23 protein-coding genes, 1 tRNA gene and 1 riboswitch are annotated in these 23,018 nt (G+C 56.8%); of the genes, 12 read left to right on the plus strand and 12 right to left on the minus strand.

All coding sequences use genetic code 11. From position 1 onward, the window contains the following. The first annotated feature begins 118 nt into the window (after positions 1 to 118). The 8 genes from TRL7639_RS04945 to TRL7639_RS04980 all read left to right on the plus strand — a co-directional run bounded on the left by TRL7639_RS04945 (position 119) and on the right by TRL7639_RS04980 (position 8,542). Entirely contained in the window at positions 119 to 1,489 is a 1,371-nt protein-coding gene (locus tag TRL7639_RS04945; protein ID WP_085794653.1) for an aminotransferase-like domain-containing protein, read from the plus strand. Positions 1,490 to 1,572: 83 nt separating this feature from the next. Next, positions 1,573 to 2,640, plus strand: coding sequence for an NAD(P)H-dependent flavin oxidoreductase (locus tag TRL7639_RS04950; RefSeq protein ID WP_085794654.1), 1,068 nt, complete (start codon positions 1,573 to 1,575; stop codon positions 2,638 to 2,640). A gap of 62 nt (positions 2,641 to 2,702) precedes the next feature. Beyond that, positions 2,703 to 3,377, plus strand: coding sequence for a zinc uptake protein ZrgA (zrgA, locus tag TRL7639_RS04955; protein ID WP_085794655.1), 675 nt, complete (start codon positions 2,703 to 2,705; stop codon positions 3,375 to 3,377). A gap of 18 nt (positions 3,378 to 3,395) precedes the next feature. Further along, positions 3,396 to 4,106 carry an ABC transporter ATP-binding protein gene (locus tag TRL7639_RS04960; protein ID WP_370808713.1) on the plus strand — a complete coding sequence of 237 codons (711 nt, stop codon included), beginning with the start codon at positions 3,396 to 3,398 and terminating at the stop codon, positions 4,104 to 4,106. Next, positions 4,103 to 5,356 (plus strand): ABC transporter permease, encoded by a 1,254-nt coding sequence (locus TRL7639_RS04965; RefSeq protein ID WP_085794657.1) that lies wholly within the window; start codon positions 4,103 to 4,105, stop codon positions 5,354 to 5,356. The genes TRL7639_RS04960 and TRL7639_RS04965 overlap by 4 nt, the downstream gene beginning before the upstream one ends. Positions 5,357 to 5,392: 36 nt before the next feature. Further along, positions 5,393 to 6,439: a hypothetical protein gene (locus TRL7639_RS04970; RefSeq protein WP_085794658.1), complete on the plus strand. Its 1,047-nt coding sequence runs from the start codon at positions 5,393 to 5,395 to the stop codon at positions 6,437 to 6,439. 49 nt (positions 6,440 to 6,488) lie between these two features. After that, positions 6,489 to 6,986, plus strand: a complete 498-nt coding sequence (locus TRL7639_RS04975) for a DUF3299 domain-containing protein (protein WP_110647107.1) — start codon at positions 6,489 to 6,491, stop codon at positions 6,984 to 6,986. A 182-nt stretch (positions 6,987 to 7,168) separates the two neighbouring features. After that, complete coding sequence (locus TRL7639_RS04980; RefSeq protein ID WP_165759755.1) at positions 7,169 to 8,542, plus strand: efflux transporter outer membrane subunit; 1,374 nt, start codon at positions 7,169 to 7,171, stop codon at positions 8,540 to 8,542. A gap of 64 nt (positions 8,543 to 8,606) precedes the next feature. On the opposite strand, the gene TRL7639_RS04985 is transcribed toward TRL7639_RS04980, so the two are convergent. From TRL7639_RS04985 to TRL7639_RS23020, 6 genes are all read right to left on the minus strand, one after another. Beyond that, positions 8,607 to 9,134 (minus strand): hypothetical protein, encoded by a 528-nt coding sequence (locus TRL7639_RS04985; RefSeq protein ID WP_085794661.1) that lies wholly within the window; start codon positions 9,132 to 9,134, stop codon positions 8,607 to 8,609. Between the two features lie 222 nt (positions 9,135 to 9,356). Continuing rightward, a complete protein-coding gene (locus tag TRL7639_RS04990) occupies positions 9,357 to 10,370 on the minus strand; it encodes a FecCD family ABC transporter permease (protein ID WP_085794662.1) in 1,014 nt (337 codons plus the stop codon). 1 nt (position 10,371) lies between these two features. Further along, positions 10,372 to 11,319, minus strand: a complete 948-nt coding sequence (locus TRL7639_RS04995; RefSeq protein WP_085796257.1) for an ABC transporter substrate-binding protein — start codon at positions 11,317 to 11,319, stop codon at positions 10,372 to 10,374. Positions 11,320 to 11,337: 18 nt separating this feature from the next. Further along, complete coding sequence (locus TRL7639_RS05000) at positions 11,338 to 12,123, minus strand: ABC transporter ATP-binding protein (RefSeq protein ID WP_085794663.1); 786 nt, start codon at positions 12,121 to 12,123, stop codon at positions 11,338 to 11,340. 248 nt (positions 12,124 to 12,371) lie between these two features. Beyond that, a riboswitch (cobalamin riboswitch) is annotated at positions 12,372 to 12,579 on the minus strand. 699 nt (positions 12,580 to 13,278) lie between these two features. Further along, positions 13,279 to 14,328, minus strand: a complete 1,050-nt coding sequence (locus TRL7639_RS05015; protein WP_133057611.1) for a DUF2971 domain-containing protein — start codon at positions 14,326 to 14,328, stop codon at positions 13,279 to 13,281. Positions 14,329 to 14,608: 280 nt separating this feature from the next. Further along, entirely contained in the window at positions 14,609 to 14,770 is a 162-nt protein-coding gene (locus TRL7639_RS23020; RefSeq protein WP_165759756.1) for a hypothetical protein, read from the minus strand. Positions 14,771 to 14,848: 78 nt separating this feature from the next. Between TRL7639_RS23020 and TRL7639_RS05020 the strand changes: the two genes are divergently transcribed. Beyond that, entirely contained in the window at positions 14,849 to 16,150 is a 1,302-nt protein-coding gene (locus TRL7639_RS05020; protein WP_085794667.1) for a hypothetical protein, read from the plus strand. A 43-nt stretch (positions 16,151 to 16,193) separates the two neighbouring features. Further along, positions 16,194 to 16,427 carry a hypothetical protein gene (locus TRL7639_RS05025; protein ID WP_133057612.1) on the plus strand — a complete coding sequence of 78 codons (234 nt, stop codon included), beginning with the start codon at positions 16,194 to 16,196 and terminating at the stop codon, positions 16,425 to 16,427. 339 nt (positions 16,428 to 16,766) lie between these two features. On the opposite strand, the gene TRL7639_RS05030 is transcribed toward TRL7639_RS05025, so the two are convergent. The 4 genes from TRL7639_RS05030 to TRL7639_RS05045 all read right to left on the minus strand — a co-directional run bounded on the left by TRL7639_RS05030 (position 16,767) and on the right by TRL7639_RS05045 (position 19,693). After that, a complete protein-coding gene (locus TRL7639_RS05030; RefSeq protein ID WP_085794669.1) occupies positions 16,767 to 17,540 on the minus strand; it encodes a hypothetical protein in 774 nt (257 codons plus the stop codon). Positions 17,541 to 17,603: 63 nt separating this feature from the next. Beyond that, the gene (locus TRL7639_RS05035; protein ID WP_085794670.1) at positions 17,604 to 18,287 is read right to left on the minus strand and encodes a hypothetical protein; all 684 of its coding nucleotides are present in this window, start codon (positions 18,285 to 18,287) and stop codon (positions 17,604 to 17,606) included. A 248-nt stretch (positions 18,288 to 18,535) separates the two neighbouring features. Further along, a tRNA-Gln gene (locus tag TRL7639_RS05040) sits at positions 18,536 to 18,610 on the minus strand. Between the two features lie 93 nt (positions 18,611 to 18,703). Then, entirely contained in the window at positions 18,704 to 19,693 is a 990-nt protein-coding gene (locus TRL7639_RS05045) for an NADPH:quinone reductase (protein WP_085796258.1), read from the minus strand. A gap of 92 nt (positions 19,694 to 19,785) precedes the next feature. Here TRL7639_RS05045 and TRL7639_RS05050 point away from each other — a divergent pair, with 92 nt between their 5' ends. Beyond that, complete coding sequence (locus TRL7639_RS05050; protein ID WP_085794671.1) at positions 19,786 to 20,694, plus strand: haloalkane dehalogenase; 909 nt, start codon at positions 19,786 to 19,788, stop codon at positions 20,692 to 20,694. Positions 20,695 to 20,715: 21 nt separating this feature from the next. Here TRL7639_RS05050 and TRL7639_RS05055 read toward each other — a convergent pair whose 3' ends face one another. Further along, positions 20,716 to 21,204 (minus strand): SH3 domain-containing protein, encoded by a 489-nt coding sequence (locus TRL7639_RS05055; protein ID WP_370808937.1) that lies wholly within the window; start codon positions 21,202 to 21,204, stop codon positions 20,716 to 20,718. A gap of 179 nt (positions 21,205 to 21,383) precedes the next feature. Between TRL7639_RS05055 and TRL7639_RS05060 the strand changes: the two genes are divergently transcribed. After that, positions 21,384 to 22,370 (plus strand): 2-hydroxyacid dehydrogenase, encoded by a 987-nt coding sequence (locus TRL7639_RS05060; RefSeq protein ID WP_085794673.1) that lies wholly within the window; start codon positions 21,384 to 21,386, stop codon positions 22,368 to 22,370. 3 nt (positions 22,371 to 22,373) lie between these two features. On the opposite strand, the gene TRL7639_RS05065 is transcribed toward TRL7639_RS05060, so the two are convergent. Continuing rightward, positions 22,374 to 22,997 (minus strand): M23 family metallopeptidase, encoded by a 624-nt coding sequence (locus tag TRL7639_RS05065; protein WP_165759757.1) that lies wholly within the window; start codon positions 22,995 to 22,997, stop codon positions 22,374 to 22,376. Positions 22,998 to 23,018 lie beyond the last annotated feature (21 nt).

Here is a 23,018-nt window from a genome sequence, read left to right on the forward strand (position 1 = left end):
TGTAGATGCAATCATTATCCATACAATTTTTGAAATTGATGGATAATGATTTGAGCTGGTGGACGCAGGTCGATCGTGCCGGGCGAGTTCCGGCACCAAGTGGAGAATGGAGACGGCAATGACGCAATGGCACCTTACCCTGCAGGACACGGGCAAGCCGCGCTATATTGAGATTGCCGAGGCCATTCACGGCGATATCGAGGCCGGAACGCTCAAGCCCGGTGATCGTCTACCTTCGCAGCGCAAGGTGGCGCAGCAGGTCGGGGTGGATTTCACCACGGTCTCACGGGGATATGCCGAGGCAGTCAAACGCGGTTACATCGAAAGCTTTGTTGGGCGCGGCACCTTTGTGCGTGAATTGTCCGAAGAGCGCGAGGCGCCGGATCCGCGCCGCGCCATGGAAGAAGACCCGATGATGAACATGCCGCCCGAACCCGACGATCCGGATCTGATCGCGCAGATGGAGCAGGGGCTGCGGCATGTCTCGGCCAATCTGGTGCCCCTTCTGCGCTATCAATCCGTCACTGGCAGTCTCCAGGACCGTGAAATCGCCGCACGGTGGATGGCCGAAAACGGGTTGAATGTGACCTTGGAGCAGTTGGCGATCACCCCCGGCGCCCACGCTAGCGTGCATGCGGTGCTGTCGCACCTGAGCGAAAGCGGCCCGACGGTCCTGTGCGAGGCTGTGACCTATCCTGGTATCCGTGCCATTGCGGCGCAGTTGGGGGTGCATCTGATCGGGGTCGAGATGGACGGGCAGGGCATTCTGCCGGATGCGCTGGACCGGGCGATTGGCACGCATTGGCCGTCGGCTGTCTATCTGAACCCAACGTTGCACAACCCCGGCACCTATACGATGCCAATCGAGCGCAGGCGGCAGATCGCGGACATCCTTCGACGACATGAGATCCCTCTGATCGAAGATGACGCCTGTTGCTTCGTCGCCTCGGACGCGCCGCCGCCGATCTCACGCCTGATCCCTGATTTGGGCTGGCACATCGCGGGTCTGTCGAAATGCTTCGGAGCAGGCCTGAGATTGGCGTTGACCACGGTTCCCGAAGGGCAAGCCAAGGGACGATTTGCGCAGGTGCTCCGCGCCAGCAATGTCATGACCTCGCCCATCAGCGCCGCGTTGATGAGCCGTTGGGTCGAAGATGGCACTGCGCGGGCGCTGCAAACCTTTGTCCGACAGGCGGCGGTGCAGCGTCAGGCTTTGGCCCGCGACCTTCTCAGGGGCTGCGACATCCGCGGTCAAGCCGAGGCGTTCAATGTCTGGCTGACCCTGCCTGATGGCACCAGCCGGGCCGAGGTCATGGGGCGCATGGCCAACCGCCAGATCGGCCTTATGCCAAGTGATGCCTTCACCGTGACAGGTCCACCGGCAGAAGCAATGCGGGTCTGTCTGGGCGGGCCGATCTCTGAGGCGCAGCTGGCTGAGGATCTGACCGAGTTGCGCGATGCGGTTTTGAACAAGGCCTGGGCGGGATAGGCCTTATGCTTGCAATGGCGTTTTAGGTGATCTGCCCCTAACGTGATCTCGGGTTTCAGGGATCATGTTCAAAGGGGCGTCTCATGCGCAGCGCAGAATTTTGCAACCGATTGAATTTGCAGGTGCCAATCATTCAGGCCCCGATGGCCGGGGTATCTACGCCTGCAATGGCATCAGCTGTATCTAACGCGGGTGGTTTGGGTTCCCTGGGTGTGGGAGCAGCAACCGTGGACGGTGCGCGCGTCATGATCGAAGAGGCAAAGGGCCTGACGGGTCACCGCATCAATGCCAATGTTTTTTGCCACCGACCGGCCCGGGCTGATGCCGACAAGGATTCAGAATGGCTGGCCCGTCTTGGGTCTGAGTTCCACAGGTTCGACGCTGAGCCGCCCGAAACATTGAACGAGATATACGACTCCTTTGTGGGCAACGGTCCGATGACTGACATGCTGCTGGATGTGCGACCCGGTGTGGTCAGTTTTCACTTCGGGCTACCCACGCCCGAGCAGATTGCTGCACTCAAGGAACAGGGTGCTTATTTGATCGCCAGTGCGACCAATCTGATCGAGGCGCGACAGGCCCAGGCGGCTGGTATGGATGCCATCGTTGCCCAGGGGTGGGAGGCCGGCGGCCACCGTGGGTGTTTTGACGAAAACGGACCAGACGACCGGCAGGGGACGTTTGCGCTGACCCGTATCCTGGTGAAGCACCTGACCGTGCCGGTGATTGCGGCTGGTGGGATCATGGACGGGGCCGGTATTCGCGCTGCCCTGAACCTGGGCGCGGCGGCCGCACAACTCGGCACCGCCTTTGTTGCATGTGACGAGAGCAGTGCAAATGCCTCGTATCGCGCGGCGCTGATGGGGGCACCTGCCGAACATACGGTGATGACCCGCGTGATCTCGGGGCGGCCAGCACGGTGCCTGCAGAACCGGTTCACCGATTGGGGGCAAGCTGTTGCTGACACGGACGTGCCGGATTATCCGCGAACCTATGATGCCGGTAAGGCGTTGAATGCAGCGGCCAGCGCCAAGGGAGTGGGGGGATATGGGGCGCAGTGGGCCGGACAAGGCGCACCCCTTGCGCGGTCTATGCCAACGGCTGAGCTGATGTCCGCCTTGAAGAATGAACTTGCCGTTACTTCTGTCTAGACATGTTATAACATTACGATACTATCGGCTAAAATCTTGATTTATTGTTCAGAGGTCTGACCATGAAATTTGCGCCGATTGCCTGCCTGATTTTACCGCTTGTTCCTGCCATCGCCGGGGCAGAGGAAACTCGGTCATTGGGTGCACACGAGCATGGCTCGGGCACGTTGAACATCGCATTCGAAGGCAACTCTATTGCAATGGAGGTCGAAGCCCCGGGCGCCGATATCGTTGGGTTCGAACATGAGGCAACAAGTGACGAAGATCGCAAGCTGATCGAGACCGCAGTCGCAAACCTTGGCAAGCCGCTGGACCTGTTCGTGCTGTCAGCCGAGGCCGGGTGCTCGGTCGTGTCTGCCAGTGTCGAATTGCATGGGGACGAAGAGCACGATGATCATGACGATGAGCACGCGCATGATGACGATCATGCGAATGAAGCTAAGGACGATCACGCTCATGACGACGATCATGAACATGACACCAAAGATGATCATGATGATGAGCACCACGACGATCATGCCGATCATGAAGATGAAGGCGCCGAGCACGCGGAATTTCATGCCGAATATGCGCTGACTTGCAGCGATATGTCAGCGCTGAGCAAGATTGAATTCACCTATTTTGAACGGTTTCCCAATGCGCTGGAACTGGATGTGCAGATCGTATCAGCCAAAGGCGCGCAAGCCCATGAGGTTGAACGCGACGATCCGGTTCTGGATTTGCAGAGCCTATTCTAGTACCAGCGTCACCAGATGGTGATCGAGGACACAGCCCCCTGTGCAATCGCGATGCGCGATGTGCGCTTTGACTGGCCTGGTGGGCAGTTCGGCTTGGACGTGCCCGCATTTGACGTGAAGCAGAACGAAACCGTGTTGCTGCTGGGGCAGAGCGGTTCGGGCAAGTCCACCCTGCTGAGCCTGATCTGTGGCATCCTGGCGCCCAGCCAGGGTGTGATACAGGTCTCGGGAACCGACATCGGCACTTTGGGGCGAGCCAAGCGTGACAGGTTTCGGGCGGACCACATCGGGATCATCTTTCAAATGTTCAACCTGCTGCCCTATGCATCCGCACTGGACAATATCCTAGTTCCCTTGCGGTTTTCCAAAGCGCGCCGGGCCCGAGTTCAATCGCCCCGACAAGAGGCTCTGGCGCTGACCCGCGCCTTGGGGCTGCCCGATGCGTTGGTCGCACGGGCACAGGCCTCGACGCTGTCGGTGGGACAGCAGCAACGTGTCGCCGTGGCGCGCGCAATGATCGGACGGCCAAATGTCGTGATCGCGGACGAACCGACCTCGGCGCTCGACAGTGGCGCGCAGGAAGAGTTTCTGGAGCTGGTCTTTGGGCAAGTGCGGGACGCGGGCGCGGCCCTTTTGATGGTCAGCCATGATGAACGACTGGCAAGCCGCTTTGATCGCGTGATCCGGTTGGATCAGATTGCGCGGCAACGCAGAGCCGCGGCATCATGACTTTGACCCGACTGGCCTTGGCATCGTTGAAAAGCCGCTGGTTGACAGTTGGCTTGACCGTCTTTGCGGTGGCCATGTCTGTTGCCCTGTATCTGGGCGTCGAAAAACTGCGCACCGGTGCACGTGACAGTTTTGCTGACACGATTTCGGGTACGGATCTGATCGTCGGTGCGCGATCGGGCAATGTGCAATTGCTGCTCTATTCGGTTTTCCGTATCGGTAATGCGACCAACAATATCACCTGGGAAAGCTACCAAGACATCGCAAACCGTCCCGAGGTGTCCTGGGCGGTGCCGATCTCTTTGGGGGACAGCCACCGCCAGTTTCGCGTGATGGGCACAACGGGCGCCTATTTCGATCGCTACAAATACCGGGGTGACCGGGCGCTGGACTTTGCCCAAGGCAAGCGAATGGGTGATCTGTTCGATGCCGTGGTCGGCGCAGATGTTGCGGCTCAGTTGGGGTATTCCGTCGGAGACCCGATTGTTGTGGCGCATGGGTTGGCGTCATTCTCGGAACACGCGGACACGCCGTTCCAGATCTCTGGCGTCCTGGCCAAGACGGGAACGCCAGTCGATCGGACGGTGATCGTCAGCCTCGAAGCGATCGAAGCCATTCACGTCGATTGGAAAAGCGGCGCACAAAAGCCTGGCGCCGCCACCCCGGTCGAGGTGATCCGGTCCATGGATCTGCAGCCAAAAGCGATCACTGCGATCATGCTGGGTGCCGAGTCGCGACTGAAGATATTCTCGCTTCAGCGTGCCATCAATGAATACCCGCAAGAACCCTTGCTGGCTGTCTTGCCCGGTCTTGCGCTGCAAGAGCTGTGGGGCATTGTCGGTATCGCTGAAACCGCGTTGATCGGGGTGTCCGCCATGGTTGTGGTCACGGCCCTTTTGGGTATGGCTGCGATGCTGTTGGCCAGTCTGAACGCACGACGGAGGGAGATGGCGATCCTTCGCGCGATAGGGGCGGGGCCAATGACGGTTGTCGGATTGCTGTTGATCGAGGCGCTGTTTATGGCCGCCGTTGGCGCGGTGCTTGGTGTCGGGATCTTGTATCTGGGTCTGATCGTGGCACAACCGATGCTGGATGCGCGCTTTGGCCTTTTTGTGCCAATCAGCGGGCTTTCAGGCCGCGAGGCGATAACCTTGATCGCCGTGGTCTGTGCTGCGGCCTTGGTAAGCCTTCTGCCTGCCATCCGGGCCTATAGGATCTCGTTGGCGGATGGCATGATGGTGAAGATGTGACTTCATTTCTCGCCAGCTATTTGGCATGCTGACGTCATGTTTCGTCGTTCCGTTTCACTCGCTGCTGTGTCGGCTTTGTTTGCGTCTCAGGCGTGGGCATGCGCCTTTCATGGCTACAATCCGCAAATCACTTTTGTAGAACGCCTGTTGGGCAGCGAGCATATCGTTCTGGCCAGGCCGTCCGAGGCTCGGCCGTTCCGGTACTCGGACATCGAGGTCCTGGAAGGCACCGCCGACTATGTGGATATTCCGCACCTCGTGGACAGCATCGCGCGCCGCAGATTGGCGGCAAACCCTGACGATCATATCCTGTTTGCGCGGGATGGCGCTTATGGCCCCTGGCAACGCATCGCCTATGTGAACCCCGCGATGCAAGATGTTTTGGACGTCGTGATGGCCGAGCTGCCAGAATGGGAAATGGGCGCGGATGAAGAACGGTTCGCTTATTTTGCCTCGTTGCTGAACCATCCTGACAAAGAGGTCCACGCCCTGGCTCTGCGCGAGCTGGACTTGGCCGATTACAGCATCTTGCGCCAGCTTGTTTTGGACGTTGATCCCCAGCGGCTGATTTCGCGGTTGGGGTTGCAATCGGAAACCGACTTGCGCCCGATCCGGGTGCTTTTGTTGGGGTTGAGCGGCGCACGCATTGATCAGGCATTTTTCGAAAATGGCGTTGCCAAGTCTTCGGATTATTCGGGGGGGATGCTTGGGGCGCTTGCGATGGCGATGGTCGAGCACGGTGGCAGCGAGGCGGCTTTGCGATTGGTCAACGACCATTTGTTGGGACGAGATTTGTCCCAAGACAGCCGCGAGCAACTGGTCGAGGTGCTGGCCATTCACGGTACAGTCGGTGACGAAAAGATGCGCGAAACCGTTCAGGCGGCCTTGGGGCAGGCCCTGCGTCAGGATCCCGGCCTGGTGGCTATGGCTGCACGCCAATTGGGGGCCCGCTGGGATTGGTCGCAAAGCGAGCTAGTTTCCGAGTTGATGCGCAGCGGCAAAATCAAATCGCCGCTCGATATGCTGGTTGCGACGCAATATGTTGCCCTGGCACAGGAAAGTGCGGATCTGGTTCAGAACTGAGCTTTTAGCAAGAGAGGGAAGATCGATGGCGCACTCACGGCGATTGTTCATGACACAAGGCCTGGCCGGGCTTGGGGCATTTTCCCTTGCTGGCGGGCTGGCGCAGGCGGCAGACGCTCCGGTCGAAATCACCTGGCGCGATCTGGTGCCGGACAGCGGTGGCACCGAATTTGACGCACTGCGTGACTTGGGCGTGGTCCAGCATGGCCAGTTGAGCACGCCGTTCGATCAGGAGAAAGGCGGAGCAGTGACCACGGAATACAACGGTACGGTGGTGCGCATTCCCGGCTACCTGGTGCCTTTGGATTTTGATGGAACCTCGGTCACGGCAGGCCTGTTGGTTCCTTATGTCGGTGCCTGCATCCACGTGCCGCCACCACCGCCCAACCAGTTGATCTATGTGACCGCCGACAAATCACCCTACGAGGCGCAGGGGTTGTTCGAGCCGGTTTATGTCACCGGTTTGTTCGGGACGTCGGCCGCAACAACCCAGCTTGCCGAAGTTGGATACGCCCTGTCGGCAGATTTAATAGAGCCGTATTCGTAAGCGTTCGGCGCGGGGCAGTGCAAAATGGCGACAGCTGCACAAATTGCGCGTATGGAAATTGTCAGAGATGAGTTTGCCTGTTTAACATAAGCCTCAAAACCCGAGCGGCGCAGGACGGCAAGACCATCAGGCAACAGGTAAACAGGCGCAGGTTTCTGACAACTGCAGGGGCCCAACTGGCTTTGGCAGCCGGGTGTACTGTTGGCGAAGACTTTCAAAAACCCAGCAAGGATGTGCCCCAGCAGTTTCTTGGAGCACAAATAGAATCCTCTATCACCCGCGGCAACGTGGAGTGGTGGCAGGCATATGGCGATGACAAGCTCAATCGCTTGGTGGACCTGGGGTTGGAACAAAATCTGGATATCCGCAAGGCGGTGGCCCGGGTTGAACAGTCACAAGCTATTCTCGAAGGGGCCGGATACCCGATTTCCGGAACGACCCGCGTCTCAGAATTCAAGGTCGCAGGCGGCGGGACAGACGGGCGCGCAGACACTGGCTTTGTTCGAGCAGAAGCCAGTTGGCAAGCGGATCTTTATGGCCGTCTAAAGCGCGAGCGGGAAGCGGCAAGGTATAGGCTCGAAGGGGCCTATGACGATGCCAATGTCGCGCGTATGACCCTGTTGGATGAATTGGTGACAGCCTATATCGACGCGCGTTTTTATCAGGAGCTTATTCGGATCAACCTGCGCGTTGTGTCCTCGCGCGAGCAGACCCTCAACGCGACCTTGCAAGCGCGCAAGCGGCGCACTGAAATGGGGGCCGCTGAAACCGAGGTTACGGATATTCCTGAGGTGTCTGATCTGGATGTTGCGCAGGCGCGCACGCTTGTGGCTTCTGCGCGGGCTGAACTGCCCGAGGCAAAGATCCTGTTTTTCAAATCCGTATCGCGGGTCGGAACACTGCTAGGCCAGGCATGGGATCGCCCGCGCGAAGGGTTGGACCGTACGGCACCGCAGCCGGTGCCATCGACCCGAGGGTTAAAGACGGGTGTCCCGGCTGATTTGATCCGCAACAGGCCGGATGTGCGACTGGCCGAAAAACGCTTGGCGGAATCCGTGGCCTTGGCTGGCGTGGCCGAGGCCGATCTGTATCCCGAGTTGAAGCTGACGGGAAACATCAACATCAACTACTCGGGCAATGACCTGCTGCCAACAGCAGGCTTTGCACGCCTTGGACTGGACATTCCCTTGTTTGACCTGCCCGAGCGCCGGTCCAAAGTCCGATTTCAGAAAGCGCGTAGCAAAGAACTCCTCGCCGTGTGGGAGGAAACCGTGGTTGAAGCGGTTGAAGAGGTGCAAGATTCGCTGGTCAGCCTAAAAAACCACAACGAGGCGGTGAAGTTCACTTCAGAAGCTATCGCAAATCTGAACGAGGTTCTGAAGCTGGCGCGCCAAGCTTATGTAGCGGGCCAAAGTGGCTTCTTGCAAGTTCTCGACGCCGAGCGCGCTTTGCTTGCGGCCGAAAACGCACTGGCCTTGGACAAGCGCAACTTTGCAGTGGATTTTGTGGACTTGAACGTCGCGCTTGGCGGAGCTTACGACCAGAAACCTGTTTAGTTTGTGCAGCTTGCGCGTCAAATACCTGCAGCCCGTTTTGGGCTGCAGGCCTTGTCGACGGTGATCAGCCGTTTAGTTCTGCTTGACACTTACGTGCGGCTTCGATGGCTTTAAACGTGCCGTCCAAGCTGACCGAAAACGCCTCTTCCCTTTTGGGGAAAACAACCATGGTGTAGCGCTTTTGAACTTGGGTAACGAATTCGGGGTTGTCGATTAGGATGTATCCACCCTTATAACCATCTTGCATGTGCTTGGATTTCTTCCGAGCATTACCTTCATAAAGCTTACCATCAAGCGAGATAGTCACCTTCTCCTTGCCGCCACGAAGTTTGATGTCGGCTTTGGTGAACACACCGAGGTACGCAAAATCCTGGGCTTTGTTCAGGCCCATCTGGACGATGTTTGTGTTCGAATCGATGCGCTCGGCCAAGCAGGAATTCCGCGTTACATCGACCCACACAGTCCAGCCTTCAACTTTTCCCCACTCGGTAAACACGTCATCAACCGAAGGCAGAAAATCGTCTGAGGCTAGGGCTGAAACAGCGGGCATCGCAATCAAAGCGGCAGTGGCAGCAAGTGTCTTAAAAGTCATTTAAACCTCCCAGGGTCAGTAGCTTGGTTTTTAGTGGCATTTTGTAATTCAGATATTCTATTCCGTGACTTCAACAGAGCACGCTGGTCGATAAAGTCAACACTGTGCGCGAGAATTTTTTGTTTAGGCAACCGCATTGCGTGAACTGAACTTGCTCGGAAAGTGGGAAGTCAGGGCTTGCCTGGGTTTGATTTCGAAAGCCGACGAACGGTGAACGAGCTGCTATCCGTTGGTGCGGGCTGTTCGAAACAACAAGGCAAACACAAAGATCGACCCAATGGATGTCGTGACTATCCCAACTGGAAGCTCTTGTGGAGCGAGTAGCAACCTGCTGAGGATGTCCGACCCCGTTAGCAAGATGGCACCTACAAGGGCCGCTGTTGGCAACAGGTTGCCATGCAAAGGACCGACAATACCTCGGGCAATATGGGGAACCATCAGTCCCACAAAGCCAATGACGCCAGCCACCGATACAAACGCTGCCGTGGCCAGAGCGGCCGCAAAGAACATGCTGAACCTTAGGCGCTGCACCGGCACGCCGAGTGTTGATGCCGTCAGGTCCCCTGTCAGCAAAGCGTCCAGCCAACGGCTGCGGTAATGGGCAAAAACCAGGATCAAGAGCAATCCAAGGCAAATCAGCGGAAAGGTCTCCCATCTGGCCAACCCTAGACCGCCCAGCATCCAGAAGATGACGGAATGCGCCGCCCGGCTGTCGCCTGCAAAAATCAGATAATTGGTGATGGCGGCGAATAGAAAAGACACCGCCAGCCCCGACAGGATAAGCTTTTCCGGTGCGCTGGTGCGCAATGCGTGAACCAGCGCCAGAACGATCCCTGATGCCACCAGGCCACCGCAAAAAGCCGCCAGCGGGAGAGTCCAAAACCCCAATACGTCTCCGGTGACAGTGATGACAAACACAGCCCCGGCGGCCGCGCCTGATGACAGCCCAAACAAAAACGGGTCGGCCAGATCATTGCGTGTGGTTGTTTGCAGGACAACGCCGACGACGCCCAAACCGGCGCCGATGACGGCCGCAAACAATGCGCGGGGTAAACGCAGGTCAAAGACGATCCGATGCATCGGCGACATTTCACCGTCAACGACCCCGGTGCCCAGCAGAATGGCTTTCAGAGCATCGCCAGCAGGAATGGGCGTGGTCCCGTAGATGGTCGAAATCAGCAAGAAGACGGCCAGGATGGCCGCCCCCAGTATCAAATTAAGGCTCAATCGCCCCATGTCAGTTAAGCTCGGGATGCATCGCCTGCACCATTTTCGAGATCGCCTTGATGCTTGCAGGCCCCGGTGTCAGCTCTTCATAGCGCAGACCGATCCAGCGTTCGTTCTTGACGGCGTCGGTTTGGGACATGACGGGGTGTTCCTGCAGAAACTTGAACGTATCCTCGGCGCCGTTGCCGGTTTGATAATCAAGCAACACCAGAAACTCGGGGTTCGCCGCTGCAACCGTCTCCCACGAGGTCCGACCCCAGCTGGTGTCCATGTCGTGGGTCACGTTTTCACCGCCCGCAGCTGCGATCATCGCATCCGGGATGGCAAACTTGCCGGCGGTGAACGGCGCATCGGCAGGACCATCCAGCAGGAAGACACGCGGCTTTGCCAGATCAGCGGTCTTGGCTTCGATTGCTGCCAGCTCATCCTTCCAGCCGGTCACCAGGGCTTCGGCCTTCTCGGATACCTGCATGACTTTCCCCAGACGAAGCACGTCGTTGAACAGCAAGTCCATGCTGGCTGCGGGGCGGTTTTGGTCCAGATGCACGCAGCTCTCAGACAGAATCATCGTCTTGATACCAAAGGGTTTCAGCGTGTCCGGCGTCACGTCACCGCCCGGCTTCATGCCATAGTACCAACCCGCAAAGAACAGATCCGGCTCAGCCGCGACCAGGTTTTCGACCGTGGGATACTTTGGCGCCAGTTCGGGAATGTCACCGCGCAGGTCGTCAAACTCGGGGCTAGTCTTGTACCAGCCGGTGATGCCGGTCAGGCCAACGATCTTGTCCTGCAGATCCAGGGCAAAGGCCATGTCGGTCATGTTCATGTCATGCACGATCAGCCGCTCGGGGGCAGTTTCAAAGGACAACGGTTCGCCGCAGTTGTCGACGGTGATCCCCTGTGCAGAGGCCCCGCCCGCCATGGCTGTGATCAGCGCCACGGACCAGATGTGTTTCATTCCCAAAGACTCCATAGTTCAGGTTGTACGTGTGGTTTTGCGAATGTCCAACGCCGGTATCATCCGGCCTTCGTGCTGAAAGCGCAGGTAATCGACGCCAAAGGTGTCGCGGACATGATTGGGTGTGAGTACCGCATCCACCGGCCCAAAGTGGGTGAGGCGCGTGGATTTCATCAATGCAACATGGGTGGCAAATTCGGGGATCATGACCAGATCATGCACGATCATCACGACTGTGATCCCCAGCCCGGCCACAAGCGAAAGCATCCGCCCCTTGGCGTCCGGGTCCAGATGGTTGGTTGGCTCGTCCAGAAACAACAACGAGGGCCGCTGCGCCAGCGCGCGTGCGATATGCGCCCGCTGACGCTCGCCGCCAGACAGCATCGACATCTTCTTGGCGGCCAGTTGGTCCAGCCCTGTTGTCATCACAATGCGGTTCAGTTCATCCGCGTTCTCCCGGGCCGAGCGGTCCGAGCGGATGGGGATCTGTCCCAAGGCCACGTAATCTCGCAGCGACAGCCGTCCGTCCGGCAATTCCTGCTGGCTGACGACCGCAATCATGCGGGCGCGTTCGACCGCGGGCATCTGTTTCAGGCTGTGTCCCTTGATCAGGACATCCCCCAAAGCCAGATCCGCCGCGCCGCAAAGCAGGTTCAAGAGCGTGGTTTTCCCCGCGCCGTTTGGGCCTGCGATCGCCAGAATCGCGCCTTGCTCCAAGTCGAACGAGGTGCTTTGCAACAAGGCGTCACCGTTCAGGGCATAGTATTCAAGATGACGCGCACTGAGAAAAGAGTGGCGGGTCATGGCCGATCCTCGGATGTGGCCCACGACGCGCGGCGCAATGCAGCCGGGGCTGTCACCCCAAGCAAATTGCAGCGTTTCAAGACGCTGCTTGATCGAATCCAGCGCGCGGTTTGGATCTGGCGAAATGGATCAGTTGATTTCAGCATTGCCCGCTCCGCTTGATGTCAAGCGCGGACAGTAGGTGCCGTTCATGTAAACACGCAACAAACGTGCCATCAAAGCCTCCTTCCAGGACGCCCCGTCCCGGGTTGGTTGAACATAAGATGGCAGGTCTCCTGACTTGCGGGTCGATGCTTGGCCATCCTTCCCGACCGTTTGGGTCAGTGGGTCACTGGCGTCGCTCTGCGCTTACAGTTGCGGGGGCAGTCACGGATTTGGCGCCGAAGGTTGGGCCGCACCGTATTCCCTTTTCATCCCTGGGATAACCTCCAGGAAACCATCGCGCTGTTGAGTGCCCGACTTTGATGGATGTGTCAACAAGCGACAATGTGTGATGGTCCGTCTGATGCCCAAAAGGGCCGCAGACACTGGCGTCAGTCGCGGGCTATCCGATTTGGAATTCTATCTGAAGGAAGATGGCTGGGGTGGTAGGAATTCCAGCCCGATGATCCCTTTCTTCGACTTACCCCGCCAGAGAGCCAAAGTGGGGCATTCCTGGGGGCCTTTTGGGAGTCTGGATACCCTTGGGTAGGTGCTCTGGGAGGGGGGACTGTAGGGGCCACAGAGAGGGCCTCCGGGTGGGTCCTGGAGAGGGTTCTCAGTGGTGGGTTTCTGTGGGGAGGTTCTTACTGGGAATAAGCAGAGATCCCCGGTAAGAGGTCCTGAGAGTGACTAACCAGATTAAGAACCCTTGGCATTCCAGACCCTTAGATGTGCACAGGTGGTCAGATCATCCCGAGGTTAGGGAACTGGTGGATAGGATCTGGGAGGGGTTCCTTGGGGAAAAGATCGCTGAAAGAGGACCTGGCCCGAAACCCAGGATGGGGTTTAGGAAGCAACTCAGGGTAGTGATCCTGGACCTGTACGTGGCTTGGTTGGATGATCCGGAGACGACTTGAACTCAAAGCAATCGCCCACGTCAGCTTCGCGCAGGAAGCGGGCTTTGCAAAGTCGCGAGACAAGGGTGTTTTGAACACTTTGCACAAGAATGGGCGTTCAAAGCTCATCGTCCCATGACGCGCATACTCGACCATCGTTGAAATTGGTCACTGTTAGAGATTGTGTTGACAACGGCTGGCCTGAAATTTTGCCAGATATCGCTTTCAACATTTCGGGCTCAATCTTTACGGACGATACGTCGTTCGGCCAGCCCCAGTCGATTTTTGTTTCCAGCTTCGAGGCCTGCATTTCTCCATTCTCATCCCAAGAGGACAACTCAATCGAGGCACCACATCCAGAAACGCATCTCGCTAAGTCATCATCAGGGCTGACTTTGCGGCCCTCAACAACTAGCGGGTTCCTCATTCCAAGGATGATGTGTTTAATGCTCTGAGGAGAAGCCTCTAGTGTGAAAACTTCGGACGGATGAGAGAGTGAAACCTTCGGTGCAACCGGCGTCGAAATCGGCGTTGGAGTATTGCCTGTCAGTCTCACCCATTCACTTGCAGTATGCGCAGCAGAAGAGAGCAACTTCACAATGCGAACTTCTTCTTCATAGTTCCAACAATGTTGTTTCATCAGAAAAATATGCCTAATAGCCGCTGCTATGTCTGGCACTTCAAGCTCGTCCATACCCAATTGAACCCACTGTGCAGCCGCACGGCCGGATTGTTCAACATCAGAAAATTCATACTGAGATTCTGTGAATGTACTCCCTGATTGGGCGTCAATCACGGTGTCTCTTTGATCTGAAAATAACAGATCTCCGTCATCATATCCTATCACAAAGCCAGTATGGTTCTCCCCGTAGTGGCTCCACATTAACGGATTGAGATGATTGCGGGTCATGCAAAGTATGCCAACGCTGTCAAGCAAGGGCTCAAGCCACGTCGGGGATAGCCCGTTTTGGTGTAACCAAAGGCGACCCTCCATTGGATCGTTGAATTTTGTGGGCTTACTAAAACCAAGAGAGTTCTTACTAATTGCTGCAAGGCCAGCACTAAATCCGTAATATTTGTAGAGAAGACCCATATTACCACCTTTGACTAGAATTAATTCGATTCCATGTGAGCCAATGTCATGAAAACTTAACTTACCAAAGTACAAGGAACATTTGTTGATGCATGGGCTTAAGGCAAGGGCCGCTTTGGGCTGCCTCCCGGCTGACAGATTTCACGACTTCGCAAGAATCCGGAGGTAATTGGACTTGTTCAGTTTTCCGCCTAGATTTGCGCGCAATAATAGGCTGACAAAACGTGAAAGGTTAGACGCTTCTCGACTGCATCAACTTATATCTCCAGACCTCAAATGAAGCACGGGGCCGATCATGGCGGCCCCGTGCTTCAAATTTTGCTGACGATGTAAGTCGGGTGTACCTTCAGCGAGATTACTTCATCTCAACACTATGATCATTGTCGCGGTTATCACGCCACTCTCTGGCACGTTCGAAGTCGGCTTGTGACGCTTCGGATGTTTGCTCGTAGTCCTTGAGGGTCTGCGCAAATGAACTTGAGAAATCGAACTGCGGGGCCTGTTCTCGATTCTGCATGGTCTCTCCCTGTCAAGATATTGTGGACAGTGTTGCACACGTACACTAGCGTGTCACGCGGTCATTGAGGTTGAATATATGGAAAAAGTAATAGACGCGGAATTGGTAGTCGGTCTTGTGGGACGTTTGGGCGCAGACATGCCTACGGTCATACAGCGCATTCAAGATACGCTGCACAGTCTTCACTACAAACACCACCACATCAAGTTGACGGACTTTGTGAAGGAACCCAAATTTCACTTCGAACTGGTCGAAGCACCCGTCGAAAAACGATACGAAACATACATCAGCGCATGCAATGAAGTGCGAAGTCGCACCGACCGGGACGACTTTTTCGTGTCGTATGCAGTCGAAAGAATTCGAGCCATCAGGCGCGAGAAAAACACGGAGGGCAATGCTGCGCTACCGTTGAGGCGGACTGCTTATATTATTGACCAGATCAAACGCCCTGAGGAAGTCGCGGCGCTTCGCTCCATTTACGGCCAGCAATTCATTCTAATTTCGTGCCACTCTCCAAGTGATTTTGTTAAGCAGACATTGGCTCAGAAGATTGCGGATGGGCATTCTGACAGCCCAAAGTCGGACAGATGGCAGGCAGCAGCCATGGAGCTCGTAGCTAGAGATGGCGACGAATCTTCAGTGCCCCACGGCCAACGTGTCAGTGATGTATTCCCACTAGCCGATCTAGTGGTCGACACCTCGGACGGTGACCAACTTGAAAAGCTTTTGAAGCGCTTTTTCTTTGTACTGTTTGGAAACTTTGTGATTTCGCCAACGAAAGGCGAGTTTTTCCTAAACTTAGCCTATCAGACTTCGCTGACCTCATGCGATACGGCTCGGCAAGTCGGGGCTGCAATTTCAAGAGATAGTGATATAATTTCAACCGGTTACAACGAAGCTCCGAAATCTCAGGGTGGGACGTATTGGCCTGAAGATGGGGAGGATGGTCGCGATGTCGTATTGGGCAAAGACCCAAATACTATTCGCAAGCGTCAAATGTTGATCGAAGTCGTCCAAAGATTAGCTAGATCCGGCGAGCTGAAGCGAAATTTTGAAGATGAGGTGGCTATCGCCGAAGCTTTCATTGACGCAAAGAACTCGCCGCTCGAGAAAGCCCAAATCTTGGATACTCTCGAATATGGGCGGGCAGTCCATGCAGAGATGGCGGCGATTTCAACCGCTGCGAGATTGGGGCTAAGCTTGGCGGGTTCAAGATTGTATTGTACGACCTTCCCCTGTCACAATTGTTCAAAGCACATTGTAGCGACCGGCGTCAGTGAGGTGTTTTATCTAGAGCCCTACGCGAAAAGCTTTGCCGATGACCTTTATCCTGACTCGATATCGATTGACCAAAAGAAACCTGACAAGGACTTATCCTGACTCGATATCGATTGACCAAAAGAAACCTGACAAGGACAAAGTGGTGTTTAAGCAGTTTGTCGGCATTACCCCACAGCGTTACAAAAGCCTGTTTTCAAAGTCGAAGCTGAAAGACAAGTCGGGGCACGTTAAGGCTTGGAATGCAGACACTGCGCAACCGATTATCGAAAAGCTCGACCAAGGTCATACCTCACGAGAGGCGCTGTTCCAAAAGACCATTGCAGACTCGGTCGCTGACGGCGGAAGGTATCTTTTGAACGGTCGCGAACAAAAGTAGATAGTTTAGGCCGCCAGCTTTAACGAAAAACCTGCGTGTCATGCAAATACCATCTAAGTCATTGAAAGAATTGTGGAGGCTAGTACCGGTCTCGAACCGGAGTTCACGGATTTTGTAAATGCCGCCAACTGCGCTTTGCTGGCCTTGATGCGTAGTGCAGCATCGACGCAATGATCAAAGGGGCGATGAATGGCCGTTGGTAACTCTCTGGCACGGGCCTTTCGCAGTTACGGCGAATGGTTGGCCCCCGCCCGAGGTGCAGGACAGATATGTCCGCTTTGGGCTGGGAGCCGACGTTTCCAGCCCTAGCTCCCTAGCAAGCCTCATTGATGAAGCCCGTTAGACTGGGTTCTCCGCGCAAGGGCTAATGCGTCGGCCAGTCCTCTTCTGGAACTGCAGCAGCCGTTGGACATATCCTTCACAGGCGTTCTGCTCATTTTCGTAGACCGCCCAGCGCAAGTCGTGGACGTGCTTCTTTAGTACTCCCTCATCCACATCCTCGAACTCTTCGCGACCTGGGATGTTGTAGGACATCCGAAGAGGCCTTCCGGTCACTTCTTCTGATGCATCCAGCATGACTTGCCTGAGCTCTCCGACATGCCGACAATCTACGATGTAGCTGTCATGGACAGACAGAACGGGTATGCCTGTTTTGGTGAAGTGGTTGTGGATCAGGGACGTAATTTCGCTGTCCTGTCGCATCAACCGAATACCCTGATCTGAGAAAAGGTAGTCGCCCAAGCATGGGTTTCTTTCGAGTACAGCTTCTAGCAAGATATCCATCTTTTCATCGGTCATTCGCTTGCCGACGTGATTTACTGAGAAACCGGCTCGGAACGCTTTGTAAGCTGCCTTTTTTTCCTTTGCGTTGATAGCAGTAAGCACAAGAGACTTGGCCAGCTTCCTGACCAGCTTCTGTGGAAAGCCTTTGTTTTTATATCCCGGCAGAGTGTAAGGATCGTAAGTCAATTCCAGCCCTTCCTCGGCATAGAGCATCGCCACATGCATGCCCTCGAAGTCAGCTTCGATAACGGGTTCATTGTCGATCGTGATCTTGGACCGCCAGCCACTGTCGATCTGTTGCCACCACCCACCATAGAACCGACCATGCATGTCCCAACTGCCCCGGCTGAATATGCGCCGCGTCCTTTTTTTCGCATTACCCACGCGAATGCGTCAGGATTCGTCTATGTCACCAGTGGCTCCGGGCGGGAGTTCCTTACTGATCTCCAGAGTGGGTTCTTGCAGAGACGGTATGTCGACGAAGGAATTGGCAATCAGGTCATTGTAAGCTTGAAGATCCTCCCGCCACCCGCGAGTTTCTGGCGTATCCTCGTAATCTATCTGCTTGTTGCTATCGCCCTTCAGGACAACGACCTCTTCACCCTCAGCCCTCCCGATATCGTCGCGTTCGAACTTGGCTTTGGCGAACCAGCCTTGGAGTTCCTCTGATGCCCTGATCCGGGTGGTTCGGTTTCCCTTGGCACCGGGGCTGCCATAACTGCCCTTGGATAAATCGATCAGACCCTTCTCATGCAGCTCCTTGATGATCGGAATGATCTTCTTGGAGATGTGCAGGGCATTATATCGGGAGTTTGTGTCCCAGGAGTTCACTGACATAGACACGCCGATACTCAACTCCGGATCATCCAACCAAGCCACGTACAGGTCCAGGATCACTACCCTGAGTTGCTTCCTAAACCCCATCCTGGGTTTCGGGCCAGGTCCTCTCTCAGTAATCGTTTCCCCAAGAAACCCCTCCCAGATCCTATCCACCAGATCCCTAACCTCAGGATGATCTGACCACCTGTGCACATCTATCGGTCTGGAATGCCAAGGGTTCTTAATCTGGTTAACCATGCTCAGGACCTCTTACTGGGGATCTCTGCTTAGGGGGGTCTGGCGGGGTATCCCTACCAGGGTTTCCCTACTCAGGTTCTTCCCTTCTCTCTCTATTTCTTCTTATACATTACTTATACCTACTAAGAGAGAGGGATAACCATGAAGAAGGAGACCTTTGCTAGGAGATCTATAGCTGGGGCATAAACAGGGGCATTTCCAGGGCCATTGATGGACCTGAACACTTGTTTACTTGATGTAAGAGAAGATGGCTGGGGTGGTAGGATTCGAACCTACGATACACGGTACCAAAAACCGCTGCCTTACCACTTGGCTACACCCCAACGGTGAGCGGCTGTCTAATCCGAGTGGTCGGAGGGCGCAAGAGGTCCAAAGCAAAAAAATCGCCTTGGGCCTCAAAAAAATTTCAACCCCTGTCAGGCGCTCGTTGAAAGCAGGATTGCACCGGCGCGGCCGCCTGCTTCGACGGCCACGTGGGCCTCTGCCGCGTCTTCCAAGGCAAAGATCTTTTCTACTGGGCTGCAGAGTGCTCCGTCGGCCAATGCCGCCGTCAAGGCCGCGATGGCGGCGTCGCGTTCGGATTGTGTCAGGAGGTAAACCAGAACGATTTCCAGTGTCACCGCTTTGAACAGCAGTGGAAAAATCGGCAGGGTGGGTGTCATGTCCTTGGCCGAGCCGTAGGCGTTGATGCGTCCGTTTTCCGCGATGACTTCGGCATCGATGTCAAGGTTCTGTCCCAGTTCAACGTCGATAATTTTTTCAATTGGTTGCCCGCCGTTTGCGGTCAGGATTTGCTGCGCGAGATCCGGCGCGCTGTAGTCAATCGCCACGTCAGCACCGGCGGCCTTGGCGCGGTCCAAACCAGCCCCGCGGGCTGTCGTGATCACCCGGGCGCCGCCCCATTTTGCCATCTGCACCGCCAAAAAGCCAACCGTGCCTGCGCCGCCGTGGATCAGCACGGTCTTGCCCTTGATGTCGCCACCACTGAAGACGGCGTGCGCGGCGGTCAGACCGGGAATGCCAAGGGTGGCGCCGACCTCGTCGCTGACCGAGGCCGGTAAGGGCACGGCCTGTCGGGAGGGCAGGTTGATTTGCTCGGCAGCGGTGCCATACGGGCGCTTCCACTGGCCGTTCCAGAGCCAGGCGCGCTCTCCGATGCGGGACGAGGGGACGCCATCACCCACTGCCGAGATCACGCCAGCGCCGTCGCTGTGCGGGATGATCTGATCGAAGGCTGGGCGGTCCAAACCGGGGCGCCCTGCGCGTGATTTCACATCCGATGGGTTCACGCCAGACATTGTGATATTCACTGTCACCTCGCCTGGTCCGGGGGCAGGGCAATCCATGTCCACCAGGGTCAGAACCTCTCGGGCCGAACCAAATGCGTTGTAGGTGATCGCTTTCATCTGCATGTCCTTTGGAAAACTGTCGCGACGTTCACCCTAGCGGGGCCGTGGGCGAATGCTAGGCTCAATCGCAACATAAGGGAGGACTGACCATGAAGGCACTTCGTACGCCGGACGAGCGCTTTGAAGGGCTCAAGGATTACCAATTTGAGCCGAATTATCTGGAGGTCGATGACACCGAGGGCGGGAGCCTGCGGGTGCATTACGTGGACGAGGGGCCATCCGACGCCAACCCGGTGCTGACCATGCACGGGGAACCCAGTTGGTCGTACCTTTATCGGCACATGATCCCTGTTTTCACCGGGGCCGGGCACCGTGTGATTGCACCGGATCTGGTGGGCTTTGGACGATCGGACAAACCCAGCCAGCGGTCGGATTACTCCTACGAACGGCACGTGGGTTGGATGGGATCACTGGTGCGGCAATTGGATCTGGAGAATATTACGCTGGTTTGCCAGGACTGGGGTGGGCTGATCGGTCTGCGTTTGTGGGCGGAAATGCCTGATCGTTTCGCGCGGATCGTGGTCGCAAACACCGCTTTGCCGACCGGCGACCAGCCGATGGGCGAGGCGTTTACAGCCTGGCGTACCTTCAGCCAAGAGGTGCCAGAGTTCCCAGCCGGTCGTATCATCTATGGCGGCACCACCAGCAAGTTGACGGATGAAGAGGTCGCGGCCTATGACGCGCCATACCCGGATGAAACCTACAAGGAAGGCGCACGACAGTTTCCGGTTCTTGTGCCCGACAGTCCCGACAATCCTTCATCCCAGGCCAATCGCGAAGCCTGGGGCGTGATCCGTGGCCTGGATACGCCGGTGCTGACAGCATTCGGTGCTGATGACAAGATCATGGCCGGGGTCGACAAGGTGTTTCAAAAGCTGTGTCCAGGGGCGGCGGGTCAACCTCACACGATTCTGCCGGACGCGGGCCATTTCCTGCAAGAGGACGTAGGGCCAGAGCTTGCACGCCTGACCAATGATTTCATCGTGCGCACGTCGTGATGTGAAGGCGGGGCTGACCCCTCAGTCCCGCAATTCCTCGGGTGCAACACCCCAGAGGTTTTCCTTGCTGGCCCAACCCCGGTATCCACCAGCAGAGATGCGGCACCAATCGGACGAGCAACTGCCCAGGCGGGCCACGACGCCCAGTTCGAAGTGCGCGGTGACCGGTGCGTTGGCATCTGCCCGCGCATGCACCGGCATCATGTCGCGTTCAATCAACACAGTACGCGCGCCTGACAGCAGCGCATAGTGTACCCAGCCGCCGGCGCCGTCGCGATCCTGGACCTTGCGCCAATGCCCGTGTTCAGCGGTGATCTGCAGTGGCATGTCGCGACGTTTGAAAACCCAGTCGACCCGGTGGGTCAGGGATGGTCCGCGACGCACGTTGCCTTCGTTTGCCTTCATAGAGACATAGCGGGGCAGGGGGAGGTTGGTGACCGGGCCACGTTTGTCTTGCGCGTGGGCGACTGTCGCCACAAATGCGATGGAAATACCTGATACTGCCGCCAAAACGCGACGATAGATTGAACTCGAATGTGTCACTGCCTGCCTGCCCGAATACTCGCTTGAATGCTCGACTGCTTTGTTAAAAAGGCTGCGTCATTTGCGCATGGGGTTCTTGTGCCCCGCCTGTTCCTGCGCCACGATGACATGGCGCGGAGCTGTTTGAAAAGCCTGGGAGAGCGGAAGTGTCAAGAGAACGTCTGAGTGTTGTTGTAACGCGACGGTTGCCCGAAGCGGTGGAAACCAGGCTGAGTGAGTTGTTCGATGTGCGCCTGCGCGACGATGACACGCCGATGACCCGATCCGAGCTGGTCGAAGCGGTGCAGGATGTGGATGTTCTTGTGCCCACGGTCACAGATCAGATCGATGCGGGGCTTATTGGGCAGGCCGGAGAACGCCTGCGGCTCATCGCGAACTATGGCGCGGGCGTCGATCACATCGATGTGGCCACGGCACGCAGCCGCGGTGTGCTGGTGTCAAACACGCCCGGCGTTCTGACCGATGATACCGCTGATATGACCATGGGGCTGATTCTGTCCGTCACCCGTCGCCTGCCCGAAGGGATGGCTATCATGCAAAAGGGCGATTGGGACGGCTGGGCGCCGACGGCGTTCCTAGGCGGGCGCCTTGGGGGGCGCCGTTTGGGTATCTTGGGTATGGGGCGTATCGGTCAGGCCGTAGCTCGTCGCGCTGCGGCCTTTGGTATGCAGGTTCATTATCACAACCGTCGTCGTTTGCGCGCCGAGACCGAGCGTGAGTTGGAAGCGACCTATTGGGAGAGCTTGGACCAGATGGTGGCCCGTATGGACATCCTGTCTGTCCATTGTCCGTCGACCCCCAGCACGTTTCATTTGATGAATGCACGCCGCTTGAAACTGATGAAGCCAACCGGTGTGATCGTGAACACTTCGCGCGGTGAGGTGATCGACGAAAACGCACTCACCCGGATGATCCGCAATGGCGAGATCGCAGGTGCGGGGCTGGACGTTTACGAGCACGGCACCGATGTGAATCCCCGTTTGCGGGAATTGCCCAATGTGGTGCTCTTGCCGCACATGGGTTCGGCCACGGTCGAGGGCCGGATCGAGATGGGCGAAAAAGTCATCATCAACATCAAAACTTTTGAGGACGGTCACCGCCCGCCGGATCAGGTTGTTCCGGCAATGCTCTGAGCATCACTTGCAGGGCGCGGGATAGGTTAGGGTGCCTGACCGGTATCGCTTGCCTGGCTGGTAACAGGTGACACGCCCCGGCCCATCCGCCCAATAGCGATGCGGGTTCACGCCGGATCGACCGTCGACCAGAAAGCGGACATGTCCCCAATAACTGCCCTTGGCCCCGGATCGCCATTGCCGCCCTAGCTGAAAGTGCAGATGCCGGATGCCGACGACGCAGTCAAATGAGCCGTGGTTGTCACCCAAAACGGCAACGTGCTGCCCGCGCAAAACACGCTGCCCTCGTTTGACGGCTACGTGTCCTAAATGACCGTAGACGGCTACAAGTGGTTTGCTGTCAAAACCAAGCCCGTGGTCGATCACGATTGTCGGCCCCCAGCAGTCGGCGATCTCGACATCTCGCACGACCCCATCAGCGGCAGCAAGGATCTCCATCCCCACGGGGCCGCTGATGTCGATGCCCTGATGCGGGGTGGGGCGGGGCAATTGGTTGGCGCCTCGCATACTCAGATAGTCCGAGATGATCGGTGGGGCATTTGCAGGTACGTTCAGTTCAGCCGCCTGTAAGCTGCTCCCAAACAGCGCCAGAACCAAGGCAGAGAGGGTGTGATCAATGCGTGTCATTCCACCCCTTTTTCTTGTCGA

It is taken from the genome of Falsiruegeria litorea R37, assembly GCF_900172225.1.
GTDB lineage: Bacteria > Pseudomonadota > Alphaproteobacteria > Rhodobacterales > Rhodobacteraceae > Falsiruegeria > Falsiruegeria litorea.

Bases quoted from the DNA above. Each gene is read 5' to 3' on its own strand.
- TRL7639_RS05035 (WP_085794670.1), bottom strand. From the start codon at position 18,287: ATGGTTAACCAGATTAAGAACCCTTGGCATTCCAGACCGATAGATGTG.
- TRL7639_RS04970 (WP_085794658.1), top strand. From the start codon at position 5,393: ATGTTTCGTCGTTCCGTTTCACTCGCTGCTGTGTCGGCTTTGTTTGCG.
- TRL7639_RS05065 (WP_165759757.1), bottom strand. From the start codon at position 22,997: ATGACACGCATTGATCACACCCTCTCTGCCTTGGTTCTGGCGCTGTTT.
- TRL7639_RS05050 (WP_085794671.1), top strand. From the start codon at position 19,786: ATGAAGGCACTTCGTACGCCGGACGAGCGCTTTGAAGGGCTCAAGGAT.
- TRL7639_RS04950 (WP_085794654.1), top strand. From the start codon at position 1,573: ATGCGCAGCGCAGAATTTTGCAACCGATTGAATTTGCAGGTGCCAATC.
- TRL7639_RS04975 (WP_110647107.1), top strand. From the start codon at position 6,489: ATGACACAAGGCCTGGCCGGGCTTGGGGCATTTTCCCTTGCTGGCGGG.
- TRL7639_RS04945 (WP_085794653.1), top strand. From the start codon at position 119: ATGACGCAATGGCACCTTACCCTGCAGGACACGGGCAAGCCGCGCTAT.
- TRL7639_RS04995 (WP_085796257.1), bottom strand. From the start codon at position 11,319: ATGAAACACATCTGGTCCGTGGCGCTGATCACAGCCATGGCGGGCGGG.
- TRL7639_RS05045 (WP_085796258.1), bottom strand. From the start codon at position 19,693: ATGAAAGCGATCACCTACAACGCATTTGGTTCGGCCCGAGAGGTTCTG.
- TRL7639_RS23020 (WP_165759756.1), bottom strand. From the start codon at position 14,770: ATGCAGAATCGAGAACAGGCCCCGCAGTTCGATTTCTCAAGTTCATTT.
- TRL7639_RS04965 (WP_085794657.1), top strand. From the start codon at position 4,103: ATGACTTTGACCCGACTGGCCTTGGCATCGTTGAAAAGCCGCTGGTTG.
- TRL7639_RS05030 (WP_085794669.1), bottom strand. From the start codon at position 17,540: ATGCATGGTCGGTTCTATGGTGGGTGGTGGCAACAGATCGACAGTGGC.
- TRL7639_RS04990 (WP_085794662.1), bottom strand. From the start codon at position 10,370: ATGGGGCGATTGAGCCTTAATTTGATACTGGGGGCGGCCATCCTGGCC.
- TRL7639_RS05020 (WP_085794667.1), top strand. From the start codon at position 14,849: ATGGAAAAAGTAATAGACGCGGAATTGGTAGTCGGTCTTGTGGGACGT.
- TRL7639_RS05000 (WP_085794663.1), bottom strand. From the start codon at position 12,123: ATGACCCGCCACTCTTTTCTCAGTGCGCGTCATCTTGAATACTATGCC.
- TRL7639_RS04985 (WP_085794661.1), bottom strand. From the start codon at position 9,134: ATGACTTTTAAGACACTTGCTGCCACTGCCGCTTTGATTGCGATGCCC.
- zrgA (WP_085794655.1), top strand. From the start codon at position 2,703: ATGAAATTTGCGCCGATTGCCTGCCTGATTTTACCGCTTGTTCCTGCC.